Raw genomic sequence first — 16,115 nt, 5'->3', positions numbered from 1 at the left:
ATAATTGATATTCTAAAAGTCTATATTTATATTATATTTATTGCTTTATTTAATAAATATAACTATTATTCAATAAATAATATATATTAAGGATATACTATGAATCAACCATTTAATAAAGAAAGTTTCAAACATGATGTATTATCAAATATCAAAGAACACACTGGAAAAACAAACAAAGAAGCTAATATTAATGACTTATACAAAGCCTTAAGTAAAACTATTATGGCATATATCACCCAATCGTGGTCTGATACTAGAGATCAAATACGAGAACAAGAAGCGAAACAAGTATATTACTTTTCTGCTGAATTTTTAATGGGAAGATCTTTGGGTAATAATCTTATTAATTTTGGACTTTATAATAATATTTTAGAGACTATTGAAGAAATCGGACTAGACATAAATATGCTTGAAGATCAAGAACCTGATCCAGGACTTGGTAATGGTGGGTTAGGTCGTTTGGCTGCTTGTTTTTTAGATTCCTTAGCAACTTTAAAATATCCAGCCATGGGTTATGGAATTCGATACAAATATGGTATGTTTGAACAAAAAATTGAAAATGGTTATCAAATAGAAAGTCCTGATAATTGGTTAGAAAAAGGAGATGCTTGGGAAATAAAACGACAATCTTGTTGTGTTTATGTAAAATTTGGTGGTGATGTTGACAATATAGTTGAATCCTCTGGGCGTATAGGATTTCGTAGAAATCACGCAGAGACAGTTATCGCTATTCCTTATGATATGCCTGTTATTGGATATAATAACAATCATATACTCACTTTAAGACTATGGCAAGCTCAAGCTCCAGAGCCATTTAATTTGACAGAATTCAATAATGGTAATTATGAAAGTGCGGTAAAAAATCAAAATGCTGCAGAAAATATTTCTCGTGTACTTTATCCCAATGATAACAATACTCGCGGAAAAGAATTAAGACTAAGACAACAATATTTTTTTACCTCTGCGTCTCTTCAAGATATTATTCATTATTTTACTGATATATATGGAGACGATCAGTGGAATATTTTTGCAACTAAAAATGTTATTCAATTAAACGATACTCATCCTGTTATTGCAATTCCTGAATTAATGCGTTTATTAATGGATTGGAAGATGCTGGACTGGGACACAGCTTGGGATATTACTACCAAGACATTCGCTTATACTAATCATACTGTACTATCAGAAGCTCTCGAAAAATGGGAAGTTAATATGTTTAGATCTACAGTTCCTCGTATTTATCAAATTATAGATGAAATTAATAAACGATTTTTGAATGATTTACAAAAAAAATTCCCTAATGATTATCAGAAACAATCGCGTATGTCTATTTTGGATCATGGATATATAAAAATGGCACATCTTGCTATTATAGGATCTTTTAAAGTGAATGGAGTTGCAGAACTTCATACCAAAATTTTAAAAAATGATGTTCTAAAAGAATGGTATGAAGTATATCCAGAAAAATTCACTAACAAAACTAACGGTATTACTCCAAGACGCTGGATTATCAAAGCCAATCCACTGTTAACTAAATTATTAAATGAAAAAATAGGCATAGAGTGGCATACAGATCTATCACAATTAAAAAAACTTTTAGAATTTAAAAATTCTACAGACACTTTGAACAAATTATGGGATATCAAACAACAGAACAAATTATTATTAGTAAAATCTATCGAAAATTGGACAAATATTACTTTAGATCCTAATTCTATTTTTGATGTACAAATAAAAAGACTTCATGAATACAAAAGACAGCTACTAAATGTTTTACATATTATCTCTCTATATCTACAACTCAAAGATAATCCCAATATAGATATACATCCACGATCTTTTATCTTTGGTGCAAAAGCCGCTCCAGGATATTGGAAAGCCAAATCTATTATCAAATTAATTAATAATGTTGCTAATATTATTAATAACGATGCAGTGATTAATAACAAAATAAAAGTAGTATTTATTCCTAACTATTGTGTATCTATTGCAGAACATATATTTCCTGCTGCTGATATTAGTGAACAAATTTCTACGGCAGGTAAAGAAGCATCTGGTACTGGAAATATGAAATTCATGGCAAATGGAGCTATAACCTTAGGTACATTAGATGGAGCAAATATAGAAATATTAGAAGAGGTTGGTAATGAAAATTGTATTATTTTTGGAGCTACTACAGAAGAAATTAACGAAGCCATCCACAATAATACCTATCACCCGCAAGAATATTATCATAAAAACCCTCTTCTCAAACAAACATTAGACAGTCTTATTAATGGAACATTTACTATTGGAGAAGAATCTTCTTTGTTTCAAGAATTATATGATTCTCTCTTATATGGATCTGATGGTAACAATCCTGATACTTATTTTGTACTAAAAGATTTCGAACCTTATAGACAAGCTCAAGAAAAAATAAATCAATTATACAAAAATAAAGAAGTTTGGTCAAAAATGATGCTTGCTAATATTGCTCAATGTGGCAAATTCTCTTCAGATAGAACAATAAGAGAATATGCAAAAGAGATCTGGAATATAAAAGAAATTAATTAACCCCCCCCCTTAATTACCCCCCTACGATATTTAGTAGGGGGGTAATTAATTGATATTAAAATAATATTTTATAATAATTATTTTATAGATTGGAGCCATGTTTTGGTTATCGTACTAATATCGGTAAATTTTTTATCTTTGAGTATTTTTATCTCAGAACTCTTATCGTTTTTCAGATTCTTTTTTTGAATTTTTAATTCTTCCATTTGAAGCATTAGTTCAGCTTTTTCTATATCTATAATATTGTTATTTATAGAATTTATTTGATTTTTGAGTTGTCTATACTGATCTTTGATAGATATTTTTTGTCCATCATATTTTTGTTTTACAGCTGTTTTTTGTTTTTCATATTCTTTTTCTATAGATTGAATCTGTGTTTGAATCTCTATAGGCATCTCCGATCTCTTAGTGTCTTTATGTTTTTGAGAATACTCTTTTCTATCATTCATGCCGTGTTTTGAGTGTGAACGATCTCTTTTATTATTCATATCGTGTTTTGAGCTTGATGAGCCAGCAAAAGAAACTGATACACTTGTTAGTATTAACATAGCCATTAAGATTAGTTTATTCATTTTTACCTCTTATCTTTATATAAATTATTACTATATTGATTATCTAAAATTACTTCCAAATCTAGCTTGAAATTTACAAATATTTTCTTTTTTTTCATTAGTCATATGTTCTTCTGTACCTTTTTTCTCTGTACTTGCAAATGTTCCTGTGTTTATAGCTAAAAATGCTAATAGTGCTAAAAATTTCATAATGATACCTCTTATTTTATAAATATTAAATAAAAATCTTGCGCATAGATTAATATTTAATACGTTTATTATATATAAGTCTATTAAAAAAAAAGAGATTCGATTTACATAAAAAAAACTATTCTTAAAATATCTTAAGAATAGTTTTCAAATTCAATATATTGGGTTTATTGTACAGAATAATAAAAATTAACACGCATATCATAATACTTTGATAAGAAGTTCATTTGTTCTTGCATGGAAGAACTTCTTAACAAGCCATCCACTTCTGCTTCTTTTTCTGATATTTGTGATTGTACTTGTTGCATCTCTACAGAATAAGGATCTGTTGCAAAAAAATGGATACCTTGTTTTAATAATGCTTGATATTCTTCCAACCATATAGCCATAGGGGATGGTCCACAATTTGACAAACTCAGTATTATAAATACAAATAATAATTTCATTATATTATTCCCCCTATATGATCTATAAATACACATCGGAATAAATAAATAAAATATTAGTTTCTTAAGAATATCTTTTTGTCCATAGTTTGTGTAAACGCTCTTTAATTTTTTTTTCAAAGCCACTATCTTGAGGGGTATAAAAAGAAACAGGGGTAGAAGTATAATCTTGTACCACAAAATTTTCTGGATAATCGTGAGGATATTTGTAATCGATTCCTCTTCCTAATTCTTTAGCTCCATTATAATGATTATCTTTGATTGCTGGAGGAATGGAATAGATATTACCTGATCTAATACTAGAAATCGCTGCATTTATAGACAATACAGAGTTGCTTTTGGGAAGACCTGCTAATAATAAAGTAGCATGAGATAAAAATAAAGTACCTTCAGGGAAGCCTACTCTTTCAAAAGATTCTGCACAAGATTGTACTACAGATATAGCTTCTGGGTATGCTAAACCTACATCTTCAACAGCAGATATTAACAATCTTCTAAAAATAAATCGAGGATCTTCTCCTGAATCTATCATCAAGCTCAAATAATACAAAGAAGCATCAGGATCACTTCCTCTGATACTTTTTATAAAAGCAGAAACGACATCGTAATGCCCACTTTCATTATCATACACGGCATCTTTTTTTTGAATAATATCAATAATATTATCTTTAGTAATACGATGATCCCCTACACTCTTTGCAAGTACCACTGTCTCCAAAATAGTAAGCATATTACGAGGATCAGAGGCAAATTGAACTAAAGTTTCTGCAGCTTCTTCTTCTATAGATATTTTCAATTCTTGTAACAGAGAATCTTCTGTAATAGCTCGTTTTAAGATAGTTTTGAGATTATCTTTAGACAGAGGAAATAATTCAAGTATAAGAATACGAGAACGCAATGCTGGTTGTAAAGAAAAATAAGGATTTTCTGTTGTAGCACCAATAAGAATAATCAATCCAGATTCTATAGCATTGAGAAAAATATCTTGTTTGGGTCTTGTCAATCGATGTATTTCATCAATAAATAAAACAGTTTTTTTAGAAATATTCATATTACTATGAGCTTTTTGGGTGATTTGTTTAATATCATCGCTATTCAGGGTTAAAGCATTGACAGAAATACATTCTGCATCTATCATCTCAGTAATAATTCTTACCAGCCCTGTTTTACCAGATGCTGGAGGGCCAAAAAAAATCATTGATTGAACAATTTTTTTTTCAGCCATCATTGATATAGGTTTGTTAGATCCCACAAGATGTGTTTGACCTTCGTATTGAGAGAAATCCCGAGGAGCACACCTTCTTGCCAAAGGAATATGCATAGAATCCTCAAAAAGGCTCATCTATTTAATACGCTCATTAAAGATTGTGTTTTTATAATCAGCATCTTTGCTCCAAGCATTAAAATAATGCATACAAAATACATTAGGAGCATGTTGGTAGAGTTCCTTCCAGATAAGAATTAATAACTCTCTGATTTCCCATTGTGCTGGTTTTGAAACTCTCATATCAATAACATGCAACCATTCTCTAAAATTAGTTGTCATGACCAAGGTAGTACTAGTAGCATTTGGAAGAATAAAACGAGCGTCTTCTTTTTTAATACCAAGTTTGATTAATTTTATATATTGTTCATTGAGTGTTTTCATTATTTGCTGATAACATGAGTTAGCTTCTAGATTTTGTTCTATAGAGGGAGGGGTTACAAATGAGAAATCACCCTCATTAACATAACGCTGAGAACGCTGAGAAAAAGAACTCATTCTATGTCGTACGATTTGATGAGATGCCGTACGACTAATACCGTCTATCTTAAAACTAGCAGAACTGTGTTCAAAAATAGAAATATGCCCAGATCTAAGAAGAGTAGGTAGAATACTTTCTCTACTTTTTTCTGTCATTTTATCATTAGAATCATAACACACTCTAGCACCTGTTTCACATGTTCCTTCAGCATCAGGAGAAATATAAATAAGTTCTATATTCATTTTTACAACCTCTATATTTTTATAACATTATACGGATATACGGATTTTTTTTAAAATAGTTAATGTTTTTTCAAATTTTAATGCTATTGTATCTAACACAGTAGTAAATCTATGAAAATATTCACTTATTGATTCATAATTTATCTTTACTTTTGTAAAAAATAAATCAAAATCATTATCTTTTTTTTTATTCCATAAGTTCATAAATATTTGTAATTGATTGTATATTAGATTTTTCTACTCAATCCATTTATAGAATTAAAAGAATTAATAATTGTATTATATATATCTTTCTCTTTCTCTTTCTCTGTGTTACATTTTGTTACATCAGTGTTACATTGTAACGATTTTAATTTCCTATGTTTTCTAACATGCTTTGTTGACGTTGATTCTCACCTGTCATTTTTACAACTTCATGAAAAACAAAAATATAGCTAAACACTTCAAAATAATTTATAAATATGTTATATTATTAGTATATCCTTAAGGAAGTATTTTGTGTTTATTTATAAATTGATAGGTATTTTGTTAATTAGCTCTCCGATTACGGTAATGACAGAGTATAGCTATTTTCCTTATTCTTATTTAGGACTTACTTTGTATTCTATAGTAAGATTATTTTCTTATAAAGGATATCCTCCTGTCGTTGATTTGTTATTATGGGGGTTTTGTTCTTTATGTATTTTTATCCAAAAGCCAATAAGCTATCAAATAGGATTAGCCTTATTTATGATTTATAACTATATGATTATTTATATATCTTCCAAATTTACGATTATTCCTTTATTAATATTTTTAGGTATTATACTGAGCTTTTTCACATTGATATTTACATTAAAAATGCCCATTCTTCCAATAATCAATTCATTATTATTAGGGATAATCATGATAGTTAATCACAAAAAAAACAACCATAAACAGCTAGATTTAGTTATCAATCCTCAAAAATCGGAATATAGTACGACTATTGATACATTAATTCCTTTACAAAGTTCCAACAATCTTATTCAGGAGCAAGAATATGTTATCCCACTCACAAAAAAATAAATTTCTCGCTCTTTTTTTAGTATTCAATTTTTCTATTTCTTTGTCTACTCCTGTTTTTGGTTTTTATTCTCAATTTATTATTCCTGTACACAAATATGAAGAAGAATTGTTAAAAAATATAAATAACTCTACAGACATTCTTAGTGCCTTAATTGCTAGTGGAGTAGAACCTCAAAATTATTCATTCTACGCATCAGAAATCCAGCGTTGGAAAAAAGAAATCGAAGAAAGTCTCCCGAATAACTATACGCAACATCAATTAGCTCAAGCAATTGGTTATTATTTACATGATAATGTTTATACTGCGTACAAACTATCATCAACAACCCTTAAAGAGATTTTTGAAACAGGCTATTTTAATTGTCTTTCTGGAACTATATTAATGAATATTCTTCTTGGATCTTTTGGTATAGAAACAAAATCTATTGTTTTACCTACCCATGTATATACATTTGCAACATTAGACAATAGACCTGTTGAAATTGAAAATACAATTAGAGAAGGATTGTCTATCTCAAATGATAAAAATGCACAAGAACGATTTAACAAACTTACAGGTTTTAATTATGAAAGCACTAAACAACAAAAAGTAGTTATTAGTTCGGAAGAAACGGTAGGACTTTTATATTCTAACAGATCATATTTCAATACCAAAAAAAAAGAATATAGTCAAGCATTTCAAAATATGCTCAAAGCTCAAGTTTTTTTAGCACAAACATCTAGTGAACAACGAAATCTTATTGCTGGATATTTGAATTATTCTTACTATACATACAAAAAACCACAAGCTCCTATACAAGAATATCTGAAAACTCTTTCTATTCTTGAAGAAGGTATTTCTCGTTTTCCAGATTATAAAAATCTAAAAGGGAATTATCTAAAAGGGGTGGATATTATATTAGACAAAATGATTTCATCTCAAGCTACCACAGCAGATATTGATTATTTTGTCTCTAGCTCTAAGACATTTATTGACCCTAAAGATTTTGAGAAATTACAAAAAATTCGCTATATCCGTTCTTCTATTCATTATTTACGCACTAATAATAATTTCATAGAAGCAAAAAAAAATATTAAAACTTTATGGGAACAAAACAAAACGGATAAAAATACAGAAGTATTAATCCAAGAATTCAGCTATAATATTGTTTTAGATAGTATTAATAATCCAAAAAACTTACAAGAAAATCCCGAAATTGTAAATTCTCTCACCGAATTTCCTAAAAATCTTGTACAAGAATCGCTGGGATGTTATTATTCCGGATTAGCAAAAAATAATTTTAATAAAAAAAAATTTGATAATGCTGTTCAAATCATGATAGATGGCAAACAAAAAATAGGTAATACTCGGCTAATCAAACAAAATGGATTTGTACATTCTGTAAATTCTGCGCAATATTTTATTGATAACAAAGAATATCTCAAAGCTATACAGTTTTATAAATATGCCCTTAATTTTAAAGATGATAGAAATGTTATTAATAATTTAGGAATTTTATATGAAAAAACTATTTCCTATTATTTATCATCAAATAACAAAACTCAAGCACTTAAATTGGTACAAGAAAGCAAACTATTGACTCCTAATCATCCAGCATTAAAAGATTTTCATAGAAAATATAGCTAACAAATAAAAAGATAGGACATAATAATGACATTCAAAGCATTTATTTTTGATTTAGATGGCACATTAGTTAATTCAGAACAAGATATTACAGAATCTATTAATTTTTCTTTATCCAGCCAAAATTTTGACACGCTTACTGTGAAAGAAGCAAGAAAAAAAATAGGTAACGGTATTAATAAACTAGTTATCGATGCTTTACCACAAAAATACAAAAATAACAACAAAGTTATTGCGCGTACTTTAGAATTAATGGCACAAAAATATAGTCAATCATGGCACAAAAATACTTGTCTTTATCCTAACATTGCTGATTTATTAGATCAATTAATGATCAATAAAATACCTATGGCTATTTTATCTAACAAGCCAGATCCTTTTGTACAAGAAATTGTGAAATTTTTAATAAGTAAATGGGAATTTGTTACTATTATGGGAGCTCGTACCACTGTACCTCTCAAACCAAATCCTCAATCTACCTTAGAAATTATCAAAAAACTCAATATCGACGATCATGCTATTGCCTTTGTAGGAGACGGAGATACAGATATAAAAACAGCTCTTGGAGCTGGGATTCATCCTATCGCTGTAACTTGGGGATTAAGATCAGTCGAAGAACTAACTCAAGTTGGTGCAAAAACATTTATCAATAACCCTCTGGAACTATTAGAATATATATAGATTTTAAAGCAACAAAAAACCAGCATATGCTGGTTTTTTTCTTTGAATATAGTTTTATTTATTTATTAGTACTGTTGCTGTTGCATAATTTTTTGTATGAGAAACACTTACCAAAATACAAGTATAAGATTTAATATTCCACAATTCTTTAGTTACACCATAAAGTTTTATAATAGGTTTGTTATTATCATGTGATAGTTCTATTTCATACAAATTACCAGATCCAAAAGCTTTATAAAAAGCTTCTTTAGCTGCAAAACGAGCTGCAAAACGCTGGTATTTATTATTAGAGGCAAAGGCATAGTCAATTTCTCTTTGAGTAAATATTCTCAATAATTGTTGTTTTGTTTTTGAATCAATAAATTTTTTAATTCGACAAACTTCTATAAGATCTACACCTAGCATATATAAAACCAACCTTTATACTATTATGTTAAGATACAAATCATTATATGTCAAATAATAATTTGTGAGTATTATTAAATAATACTTAATATTTAAATAAATATGACGATATACTTGACATGTAGAGAATTTATATTCATATTTATTTACTATAACAAATTAATATTAATTTATATATTTAAATTTTAGGAGTTAGAAAATGAATCATACCTCTAATACAAAAAATACCACTCATCAATTGCAATCTATCAATAGTATGTCCTCATATTTGAAAGAGATTGATAGAATTCCTTTATTAAAGAGAGAAGAGGAAGAGGAGCTTACGACTAATTATGGTGAGTGTTGTCAACCTTTCAAAAAAGAAGATTCTTCTCATAAATTATGTTCTAAATGTGAATCTATTAAACATAAATTAATCACTTCAAATCTTCGTTTTGTTGTTTCTGTAGCCAAAAAATATCAAGGTAATAATATAGCTCTTTCAGATCTCATTAATGAAGGTAATGTTGGATTATTAACCGCTGTCGATAAATTTGATCATTCCTTAGGATATCATTTTATTTCTTATGCAGTATGGTGGATAAAACAAGCTATTATGAAAGCCATATCCGAAAAATCTAGAATGATTCGACTACCTATGAATAGAACTAATGAATTATTCAAAATAGCTAAATTTATAGATGAATATACCAAAATACATAATAAAAAACCTACAGAAACAGAAATCGAATCTCATCTTGGTATCAACAAACAAGAAATTAAAAGAATTCTCGACCTAGCAAACGGACACACTTCTCTGGAAGAAATCACCATGAACGATTCCAACGATTCAAATGCCTACGAAATCCCCGATCACAAATTCACCCCCGAACAAGATGTTATATCACAATCATTGTCCCATAATATAGAAGAATTACTGCAATACCTTACTGAAAGAGAGCGTTTTATTTTAATTCATAGATTTGGGTTGAACGATAATGAATCTTTATCATTGTCTAAAATTGGTATTTTATTAGGATTAACTAAAGAACGAATTAGACAACTAGAAAAACAATCTTTAGAACATATTAGAAATATTGCAAAAGAAAAAGAAATGCTTTTATATTTTTGTTAAAAATAACTAGCATAAAAACTCCCATATCAGGGAGTTTTTATGATTATTCTTGACTATTTTCCTAATACACTGTAAAATAGTACATAACCATTTCGAATCTATTAGGAGGATTCTATGAATCTAGAGTATGAGGCTTATAAGACGGAAGCCCAAGCAAGTATGGATAAAGCAATACAATTTTTGAAAGATGAATTTAATCGGTTAAAAGCAGGTCGAGCAAGTATTGTAATGGTTGAAGATATTGTTTTTGAAGCTTATGGTCAAACAACAACTATCAAACATTCTTCTGCTCTTTCTGTACCAGATCCTCATCAAATTGTTATCGAACCTTGGGACAAATCTTTATTAAAAGATATGGAAAAAGGTATACATAATACTGGCCTTGATTTTTCTGTTGTTAATGATGGTCAAGTATTACGCATTAATGTTCCTGCATTAACAGAACAGCGTAAAAAAGAACTCGTAAAATATGCCAAAGGAATAGCAGAAGATTCAAAAGTTGCTATTCGTAATGTTCGTCGAGATATTAATAACAAATTAAAAGAATTGACTAAAGAACTTGGGGAAGATACTCTTAGAAAAGAACTTGATTTTATACAAAAAGAAACGGATTCCTATATCAATATTATCGAAACGCTTATAAAAAATAAAGAAACTGATATTATGGAAGTATAAATTATTATGGATGCCAAAATAATCAACCATGTTGCTATCATTCCTGATGGAAATAGACGTTGGGCAAAAAAAAATAATTTGCTAATATCAAAAGGTCATGAAGCTGGATTTGAAGTATTAAGAAAAATATTAAAAGAATGTAAAGACTCTGGACCTAAAATATTAAGTTTTTATGCTTTTTCTACAGAGAATTTTAATAGATCAAAACTTGAAATCAAGCAACTTTTTTCTCTTTTAGAAAATGTGTTAGACAAATTTTCACAAGAATTAAAAGAAAACAATATTCAACTTCGTATTTCTGGTTCGCAAAAAAATTTATCTCAAACATTATTAAAAAAATTCAAGCAAGCGACAACTTTATGTTCTTCAGGAGATTTTATTCTTAATATTTGTTTTAACTATGGATCTCAAGAAGAACTTATTAATATTGGAAAAATTATTGTAAAACAAAGTCAAGTAGGGGAAATACAAGAAGCAGATATAACCAAAGACTATATAAATTCTCTTCTTTGGAATGGTGATTTACCACCTGTAGATCTACTTATCCGTACCTCTGATGAATATAGAATTAGTAATTTTATGTTATGGCAATGTGCTTATGCAGAATTTTATTTTTCTAGTAAATTATGGCCTGATTTTACTACAGCTGATTTTGATATAGCATTAGAAGAATTTCAAAAACGCCATCGTCGTTACGGTACTTAATAAAAGGAACAAATATGATAAAACGAATAATAACAACATTAATTGGAATTCCTATTTTGATGACAATATTTATACTCTCTTCTATGTTAAACGAATTTCCAATTTTTATTTTAATAACTGTTGTTGGTATAATTCTCAATTTTGAAATAATGCATCTTGTTAAAGAGAAAAAAGAAATCCATTATCCTTTCTTTTTAATAGGTATTTTAACTTCTTTATCTATTTTATTTTCTTATTTATTTGGAATGAAAATTATTACATTCTCGACTCTTGTACTAAGTCAATCCATTTTTCTTCTCATTTTTTTCTACTATTCTTTTATTAGAGAAATATTAAACAGTCATAATTATTCTAAAAATATTGAAAATATTGGATTTTATTTTATTGTATATATTACATTAATACTACTATATCCTCAATTTATCATTATTAAATTCATGCAACCAAATGCATTAGGAGTCATATTATTATTCATTTTTTGTTGGAGTAGTGATGCATTTGGATTGTTCATAGGAATGTTATTTGGTAAGCACAAATTAAACATGCTTCCAAGTAAATCAAAAACTTTAGAAGGATATTTAGGATCATTAATTTTAACTACTATACTAGGTATTTTATTATATTACCTACAGGGCTTGTTACACCTTCCATTCCAATGGAGTTTACTCAAATGGACTTTGTTTGGTTTTACAATGAGTCTTGGATCTAATTTTGGCGATTTATTAGAATCATTAATCAAACGCTGGGCAAATAAAAAAGATTCAGGTAATTTACTACCTGGTATGGGAGGATTTTTCGATACTATTGATAGTCCCTTATATTGTATCCCTATTGCTCTGTTATTCTTTAATTTTTAATAAATATTAAAACAAAAAAAACAACCTTTAAAATGAGGTTGTTTTTTTATTATTGATTTATAATAATGATTTTTTTTTTGAATAAATTTTTCTAGGAACAGGATCATAACCTTCTCTACCATAAGGATGACAAGATAAAAGTCTTTTAATAGTTAGAAAAGATCCTTTTAAAAATCCATGTACCCGAAATGATTCTAAAGAATAAACAGAGCATGAAGGATTAAAACGACAAGATTTACTTAAAAAGCCTGCTAAATATTTTTTATAAAATAACACAAAATAAAAAGCTCCTTTTGAAAACACAGACATTTTTTGTGAAAACTGTGCCGTTTTAAAAGCGATAGATTCTACAGAATTTTGTAATAAAAAATAACGATCAGAAAGTAATTGAAATACTTTTTTTAATTCTTTTCTTACTTGTTTGATATCAAAAATAGGTTTTGATTGATTAATTAACAATATTAAAGGATATGGAAAATCATGATGCCTAAATTCTTCACGAATTATTCTTTTAATTCGATTTCTATAGACAGCATTTCCAAATTTTTTAGAACTAACAGCACCAAGTTTTGTATAATCATTTTTAGAAAAAACAAATCTATAAATAAAAGAGCCTCCGTAAATACGAAAACTCTTCTGAAAAAGATATTGAAATTCTTTTTTATGCCTAATATGCTGCGAAGAATGAAATGAGAAATTCTCTTTCATTAAACGAGTTTTATACTGCTAAACGAGTTCGACCCTTAGCACGACGACGCGCAAGGACTTTTCTTCCATGACGATCTGACATTCTATGACGGAAACCGTGTTTACGAGCACGTTTGATTTTAGAGGGTTGCCAAGTACGTTTCATTATTTTCTCCATAACACTCTTTAAGGAGTGTTTATCTTTAGTCTTGCCGAAAGGCGGAATTGAACCGCCGACACGAGGATTTTCAGTCCTCTGCTCTACCTACTGAGCTATTTCGGCAATAAGAAAGCAAGCTATCTTAATAGATAATATTATACATGATTTGTTTTTGTTTGTCAATATGTTTTTTTATTTATTTTTTATTATTTAATTAAGTTTAATTTTGTTAGTACCTTATCTGTAATCTTATTGAATTCTTTTTTCCAAATTCCAGATAAATCTATGTTTTCCAAAGACCCTTTGTCAGCAGCAATTGCTACTTTTGGATCTAATGGTAATTCAGTAATAATATTAAGTTCATAACTTACTAACAAATCATCAAATTCTTGATTTTTTGGAAAAATAGAAATCAATTTATTACAATCAGAGCATAAGACTGAACCCATATTGTAAACCAATCCCACAATAGGAGTGTTAAATTTTTTGAACATAGAAATACCTTTAATAGTATCTTCTAAGGCAACCGCCTGTGGAGTACTCACAACTAGTAATCCATCTAAAGGAATACTTTGACCTACCAAAATAGGAATATCCCCTGTTCCTGGAGGCATATCCAAAATAAGCACATCATATTCATCTGCCCAAAGAGTATCATGAAATATTTGCGAAATAACGCCGTTGGCAAGAGGTGCTCTCCAAATTAGTGGAGAATCAATATTAGGAATTAAAGAACCCACGCTCATCATATCTATCCCATCAACTTTTGCAGGGACAAATTTCTGACCTTGAGTTTTTAAAGAACCTTTTATTCCCAAAATTCTTGGAATACTAGGACCATAGATATCTAAATCTATCAGTGCAATTTTAAAACCCTTTATAGACAATTCTCTAGCCAGCATTGCTGCTACAGTAGATTTGCCCACACCACCTTTCGTTGAATAAATAGCTATTATCTTTTTGAATTTTTTTACAATATCATCTTGAAGAAAAGTTTTTATTTGAGAGGTTGGAATTACTGGAGCAACTTTTGGTGCTGTAGGCTTTTCTGTGATAATACTAATTAAAGCGTCTTTACCTTGTTTAGAAAAAGCATCTTCTATCATTATACGAATACTTTTTTTTTCTTCTATAGGCAAAGCTTTTATTAAAATTCTAATTTTTAATAAATTACCAGATTCAGAAATACCTTCTACTGTTGCTATTTCGGAAAGTTTTTGTTGAGTTTGTTGATATTCTATAGTACTTAATATCTCTAATATTTCTTGTTCTCTCACTACTATACCCCTAACTTATTATTATTAAAATTTGTATAACACTCTTGTGCATAATTATTAAACTCTTCTTTAAAGCGTTCTTGAGAAAAAAATTTACTATGTGTTGCAATATGAGTTGGATCAAAAGAATCCTCTTTATTTTCAAAGAGCAACACGGCTTCTTTAATACTATCTATTGATTGTGTGGGGAAAAAAATTCCTGTTTTATTGGCAATAACAGTTTCTGTTACACCACCTACTCCATAAGCAATCACAGGTGTTCCTAGACTTTGTGCTTCTACAGGAAGAATACCAAAATCTTCTTCTGCTGCAAAAATAAAAGCTTTCGCTCTTCCTATAGTATCCATCAAAACTTGTTTGTTTTGGTGGCCTATATATTCTATATTTTTAGCCAAGGCACAGATTTTTTTTACTTTTTTACTATCTGGACCATCTCCTAAAATCACTAATTTTTTTGTTGGCATCCTGGCAAATGCTTCTGCGATTAATGGAATATTTTTGTAAGGGACATGCCGTGATGCTGTGACAAAAAAATCCTCTTTGTCTGTATATACCTTATCGCTAAGACTCACAGGGGGATAAATCACCTTGGCATCTCTTCTATAAACTTTTTGAATTCTTTGCTTAATAAAATTTGAATTTGCTACTAAATAATCAGGTCTTACAGATGAAATAATATCCCATGATCGTAATTGATGAAAAACATTTCTCGTATACCATTCTATAGGAAAAGAAAAATTTGCTCTTTTAAGATAATCAAAGCTTAAATCCCATATGTAACGCATTGGTGTATGTAAATAAGAAATATGACAAGTCTTCGCATCAGTCAAAACACCTTTTGCTACAGCATGAGAAGAAGATATAACCAAATCATAATTTCCCAAATCAAATTCTTCTATTGCCTGAGGAAAAAGATTTGGCAATTTTCTGTATATATTTTTAATCATAGGTAATTTTTGTAAGGAGCTGTTATAAATAGGAGCATTATATAAATTAGTATTTTCAAGATTCTTTTTTTCACTAAATAAAGTGTAAATATCTGCAGTCGGATAAAGATTGAAAAACTCTTCTAATACTGTTTCAGCACCACCCATAGTAACAAGCCAATCATGAACTAAAGCAACTTTCATATA

General features: G+C 28.8%; 19 protein-coding genes and 1 tRNA gene. 8 read left to right on the top strand and 12 right to left on the bottom strand.

Features of this window, described 5'->3' with window-relative positions; all coding sequences use genetic code 11:
• The first annotated feature begins 99 nt into the window (after positions 1-99).
• Positions 100-2,556 (top strand): glycogen/starch/alpha-glucan phosphorylase, encoded by a 2,457-nt coding sequence (locus KFW21_03520; GenBank protein ID MDK2818502.1) that lies wholly within the window; start codon positions 100-102, stop codon positions 2,554-2,556.
• 77 nt (positions 2,557-2,633) lie between these two features.
• Here the strand turns inward: KFW21_03520 and KFW21_03515 are convergent, their stop codons facing one another.
• The 6 genes from KFW21_03515 to KFW21_03490 form a co-directional block, all read right to left on the bottom strand.
• Positions 2,634-3,128 carry a hypothetical protein gene (locus KFW21_03515; GenBank protein ID MDK2818501.1) on the bottom strand — a complete coding sequence of 165 codons (495 nt, stop codon included), beginning with the start codon at positions 3,126-3,128 and terminating at the stop codon, positions 2,634-2,636.
• A gap of 39 nt (positions 3,129-3,167) precedes the next feature.
• On the bottom strand, positions 3,168-3,317 hold the full coding sequence (locus KFW21_03510; GenBank protein MDK2818500.1) for a hypothetical protein: 150 nt from the start codon (positions 3,315-3,317) through the stop codon (positions 3,168-3,170).
• A 167-nt stretch (positions 3,318-3,484) separates the two neighbouring features.
• Positions 3,485-3,763, bottom strand: coding sequence for a hypothetical protein (locus KFW21_03505; protein ID MDK2818499.1), 279 nt, complete (start codon positions 3,761-3,763; stop codon positions 3,485-3,487).
• A gap of 64 nt (positions 3,764-3,827) precedes the next feature.
• On the bottom strand, positions 3,828-5,084 hold the full coding sequence (locus KFW21_03500) for a replication-associated recombination protein A (GenBank protein ID MDK2818498.1): 1,257 nt from the start codon (positions 5,082-5,084) through the stop codon (positions 3,828-3,830).
• A gap of 21 nt (positions 5,085-5,105) precedes the next feature.
• Positions 5,106-5,750, bottom strand: coding sequence for an FAD-dependent thymidylate synthase (gene thyX / locus KFW21_03495; GenBank protein MDK2818497.1), 645 nt, complete (start codon positions 5,748-5,750; stop codon positions 5,106-5,108).
• Positions 5,751-5,777: 27 nt separating this feature from the next.
• Positions 5,778-5,954, bottom strand: a complete 177-nt coding sequence (locus tag KFW21_03490) for a hypothetical protein (protein MDK2818496.1) — start codon at positions 5,952-5,954, stop codon at positions 5,778-5,780.
• Positions 5,955-6,248: 294 nt separating this feature from the next.
• On the opposite strand from KFW21_03490, the gene KFW21_03485 reads away from it, so the two are divergent.
• From KFW21_03485 to KFW21_03475, 3 genes are read left to right on the top strand one after another with little or no spacing between them, the layout of a single operon-like run.
• Positions 6,249-6,797 carry a hypothetical protein gene (locus KFW21_03485; GenBank protein ID MDK2818495.1) on the top strand — a complete coding sequence of 183 codons (549 nt, stop codon included), beginning with the start codon at positions 6,249-6,251 and terminating at the stop codon, positions 6,795-6,797.
• Positions 6,772-8,424 carry a hypothetical protein gene (locus KFW21_03480; protein MDK2818494.1) on the top strand — a complete coding sequence of 551 codons (1,653 nt, stop codon included), beginning with the start codon at positions 6,772-6,774 and terminating at the stop codon, positions 8,422-8,424. The genes KFW21_03485 and KFW21_03480 overlap by 26 nt, the downstream gene beginning before the upstream one ends.
• A gap of 24 nt (positions 8,425-8,448) precedes the next feature.
• Positions 8,449-9,102, top strand: a complete 654-nt coding sequence (locus KFW21_03475; protein ID MDK2818493.1) for an HAD family hydrolase — start codon at positions 8,449-8,451, stop codon at positions 9,100-9,102.
• A 54-nt stretch (positions 9,103-9,156) separates the two neighbouring features.
• On the opposite strand, the gene acpS is transcribed toward KFW21_03475, so the two are convergent.
• Positions 9,157-9,507 (bottom strand): holo-ACP synthase, encoded by a 351-nt coding sequence (acpS, locus tag KFW21_03470; GenBank protein ID MDK2818492.1) that lies wholly within the window; start codon positions 9,505-9,507, stop codon positions 9,157-9,159.
• Positions 9,508-9,706: 199 nt separating this feature from the next.
• Here acpS and KFW21_03465 point away from each other — a divergent pair, with 199 nt between their 5' ends.
• The 4 genes from KFW21_03465 to KFW21_03450 all read left to right on the top strand — a co-directional run bounded on the left by KFW21_03465 (position 9,707) and on the right by KFW21_03450 (position 12,858).
• On the top strand, positions 9,707-10,621 hold the full coding sequence (locus KFW21_03465; GenBank protein MDK2818491.1) for a sigma-70 family RNA polymerase sigma factor: 915 nt from the start codon (positions 9,707-9,709) through the stop codon (positions 10,619-10,621).
• Positions 10,622-10,780: 159 nt separating this feature from the next.
• Positions 10,781-11,296 carry a ribosome recycling factor gene (frr, locus tag KFW21_03460; GenBank protein MDK2818490.1) on the top strand — a complete coding sequence of 172 codons (516 nt, stop codon included), beginning with the start codon at positions 10,781-10,783 and terminating at the stop codon, positions 11,294-11,296.
• A gap of 6 nt (positions 11,297-11,302) precedes the next feature.
• Positions 11,303-12,001 carry a di-trans,poly-cis-decaprenylcistransferase gene (gene uppS / locus KFW21_03455; GenBank protein ID MDK2818489.1) on the top strand — a complete coding sequence of 233 codons (699 nt, stop codon included), beginning with the start codon at positions 11,303-11,305 and terminating at the stop codon, positions 11,999-12,001.
• 14 nt (positions 12,002-12,015) lie between these two features.
• On the top strand, positions 12,016-12,858 hold the full coding sequence (locus tag KFW21_03450; GenBank protein ID MDK2818488.1) for a phosphatidate cytidylyltransferase: 843 nt from the start codon (positions 12,016-12,018) through the stop codon (positions 12,856-12,858).
• Positions 12,859-12,915: 57 nt separating this feature from the next.
• Here the strand turns inward: KFW21_03450 and yidD are convergent, their stop codons facing one another.
• The 5 genes from yidD to KFW21_03425 form a co-directional block, all read right to left on the bottom strand.
• Complete coding sequence (gene yidD, locus KFW21_03445; protein ID MDK2818487.1) at positions 12,916-13,566, bottom strand: membrane protein insertion efficiency factor YidD; 651 nt, start codon at positions 13,564-13,566, stop codon at positions 12,916-12,918.
• A 10-nt stretch (positions 13,567-13,576) separates the two neighbouring features.
• The gene (gene rpmH / locus KFW21_03440; protein MDK2818486.1) at positions 13,577-13,711 is read right to left on the bottom strand and encodes a 50S ribosomal protein L34; all 135 of its coding nucleotides are present in this window, start codon (positions 13,709-13,711) and stop codon (positions 13,577-13,579) included.
• Between the two features lie 44 nt (positions 13,712-13,755).
• Positions 13,756-13,828 (bottom strand) — tRNA-Phe (locus KFW21_03435).
• A gap of 83 nt (positions 13,829-13,911) precedes the next feature.
• A complete protein-coding gene (locus tag KFW21_03430) occupies positions 13,912-14,982 on the bottom strand; it encodes a P-loop NTPase (protein ID MDK2818485.1) in 1,071 nt (356 codons plus the stop codon).
• Positions 14,983-14,984: 2 nt separating this feature from the next.
• Positions 14,985-16,112, bottom strand: coding sequence for a glycosyltransferase (locus KFW21_03425; protein MDK2818484.1), 1,128 nt, complete (start codon positions 16,110-16,112; stop codon positions 14,985-14,987).
• Between the last annotated feature and the right edge of the window lie 3 nt (positions 16,113-16,115).

The organism is Spirochaetota bacterium (genome assembly GCA_030154445.1).
Lineage (GTDB): Bacteria > Spirochaetota > Brevinematia > Brevinematales > Brevinemataceae > Brevinema_A.
This window is presented reverse-complemented; position numbering and strand designations above follow the sequence as displayed.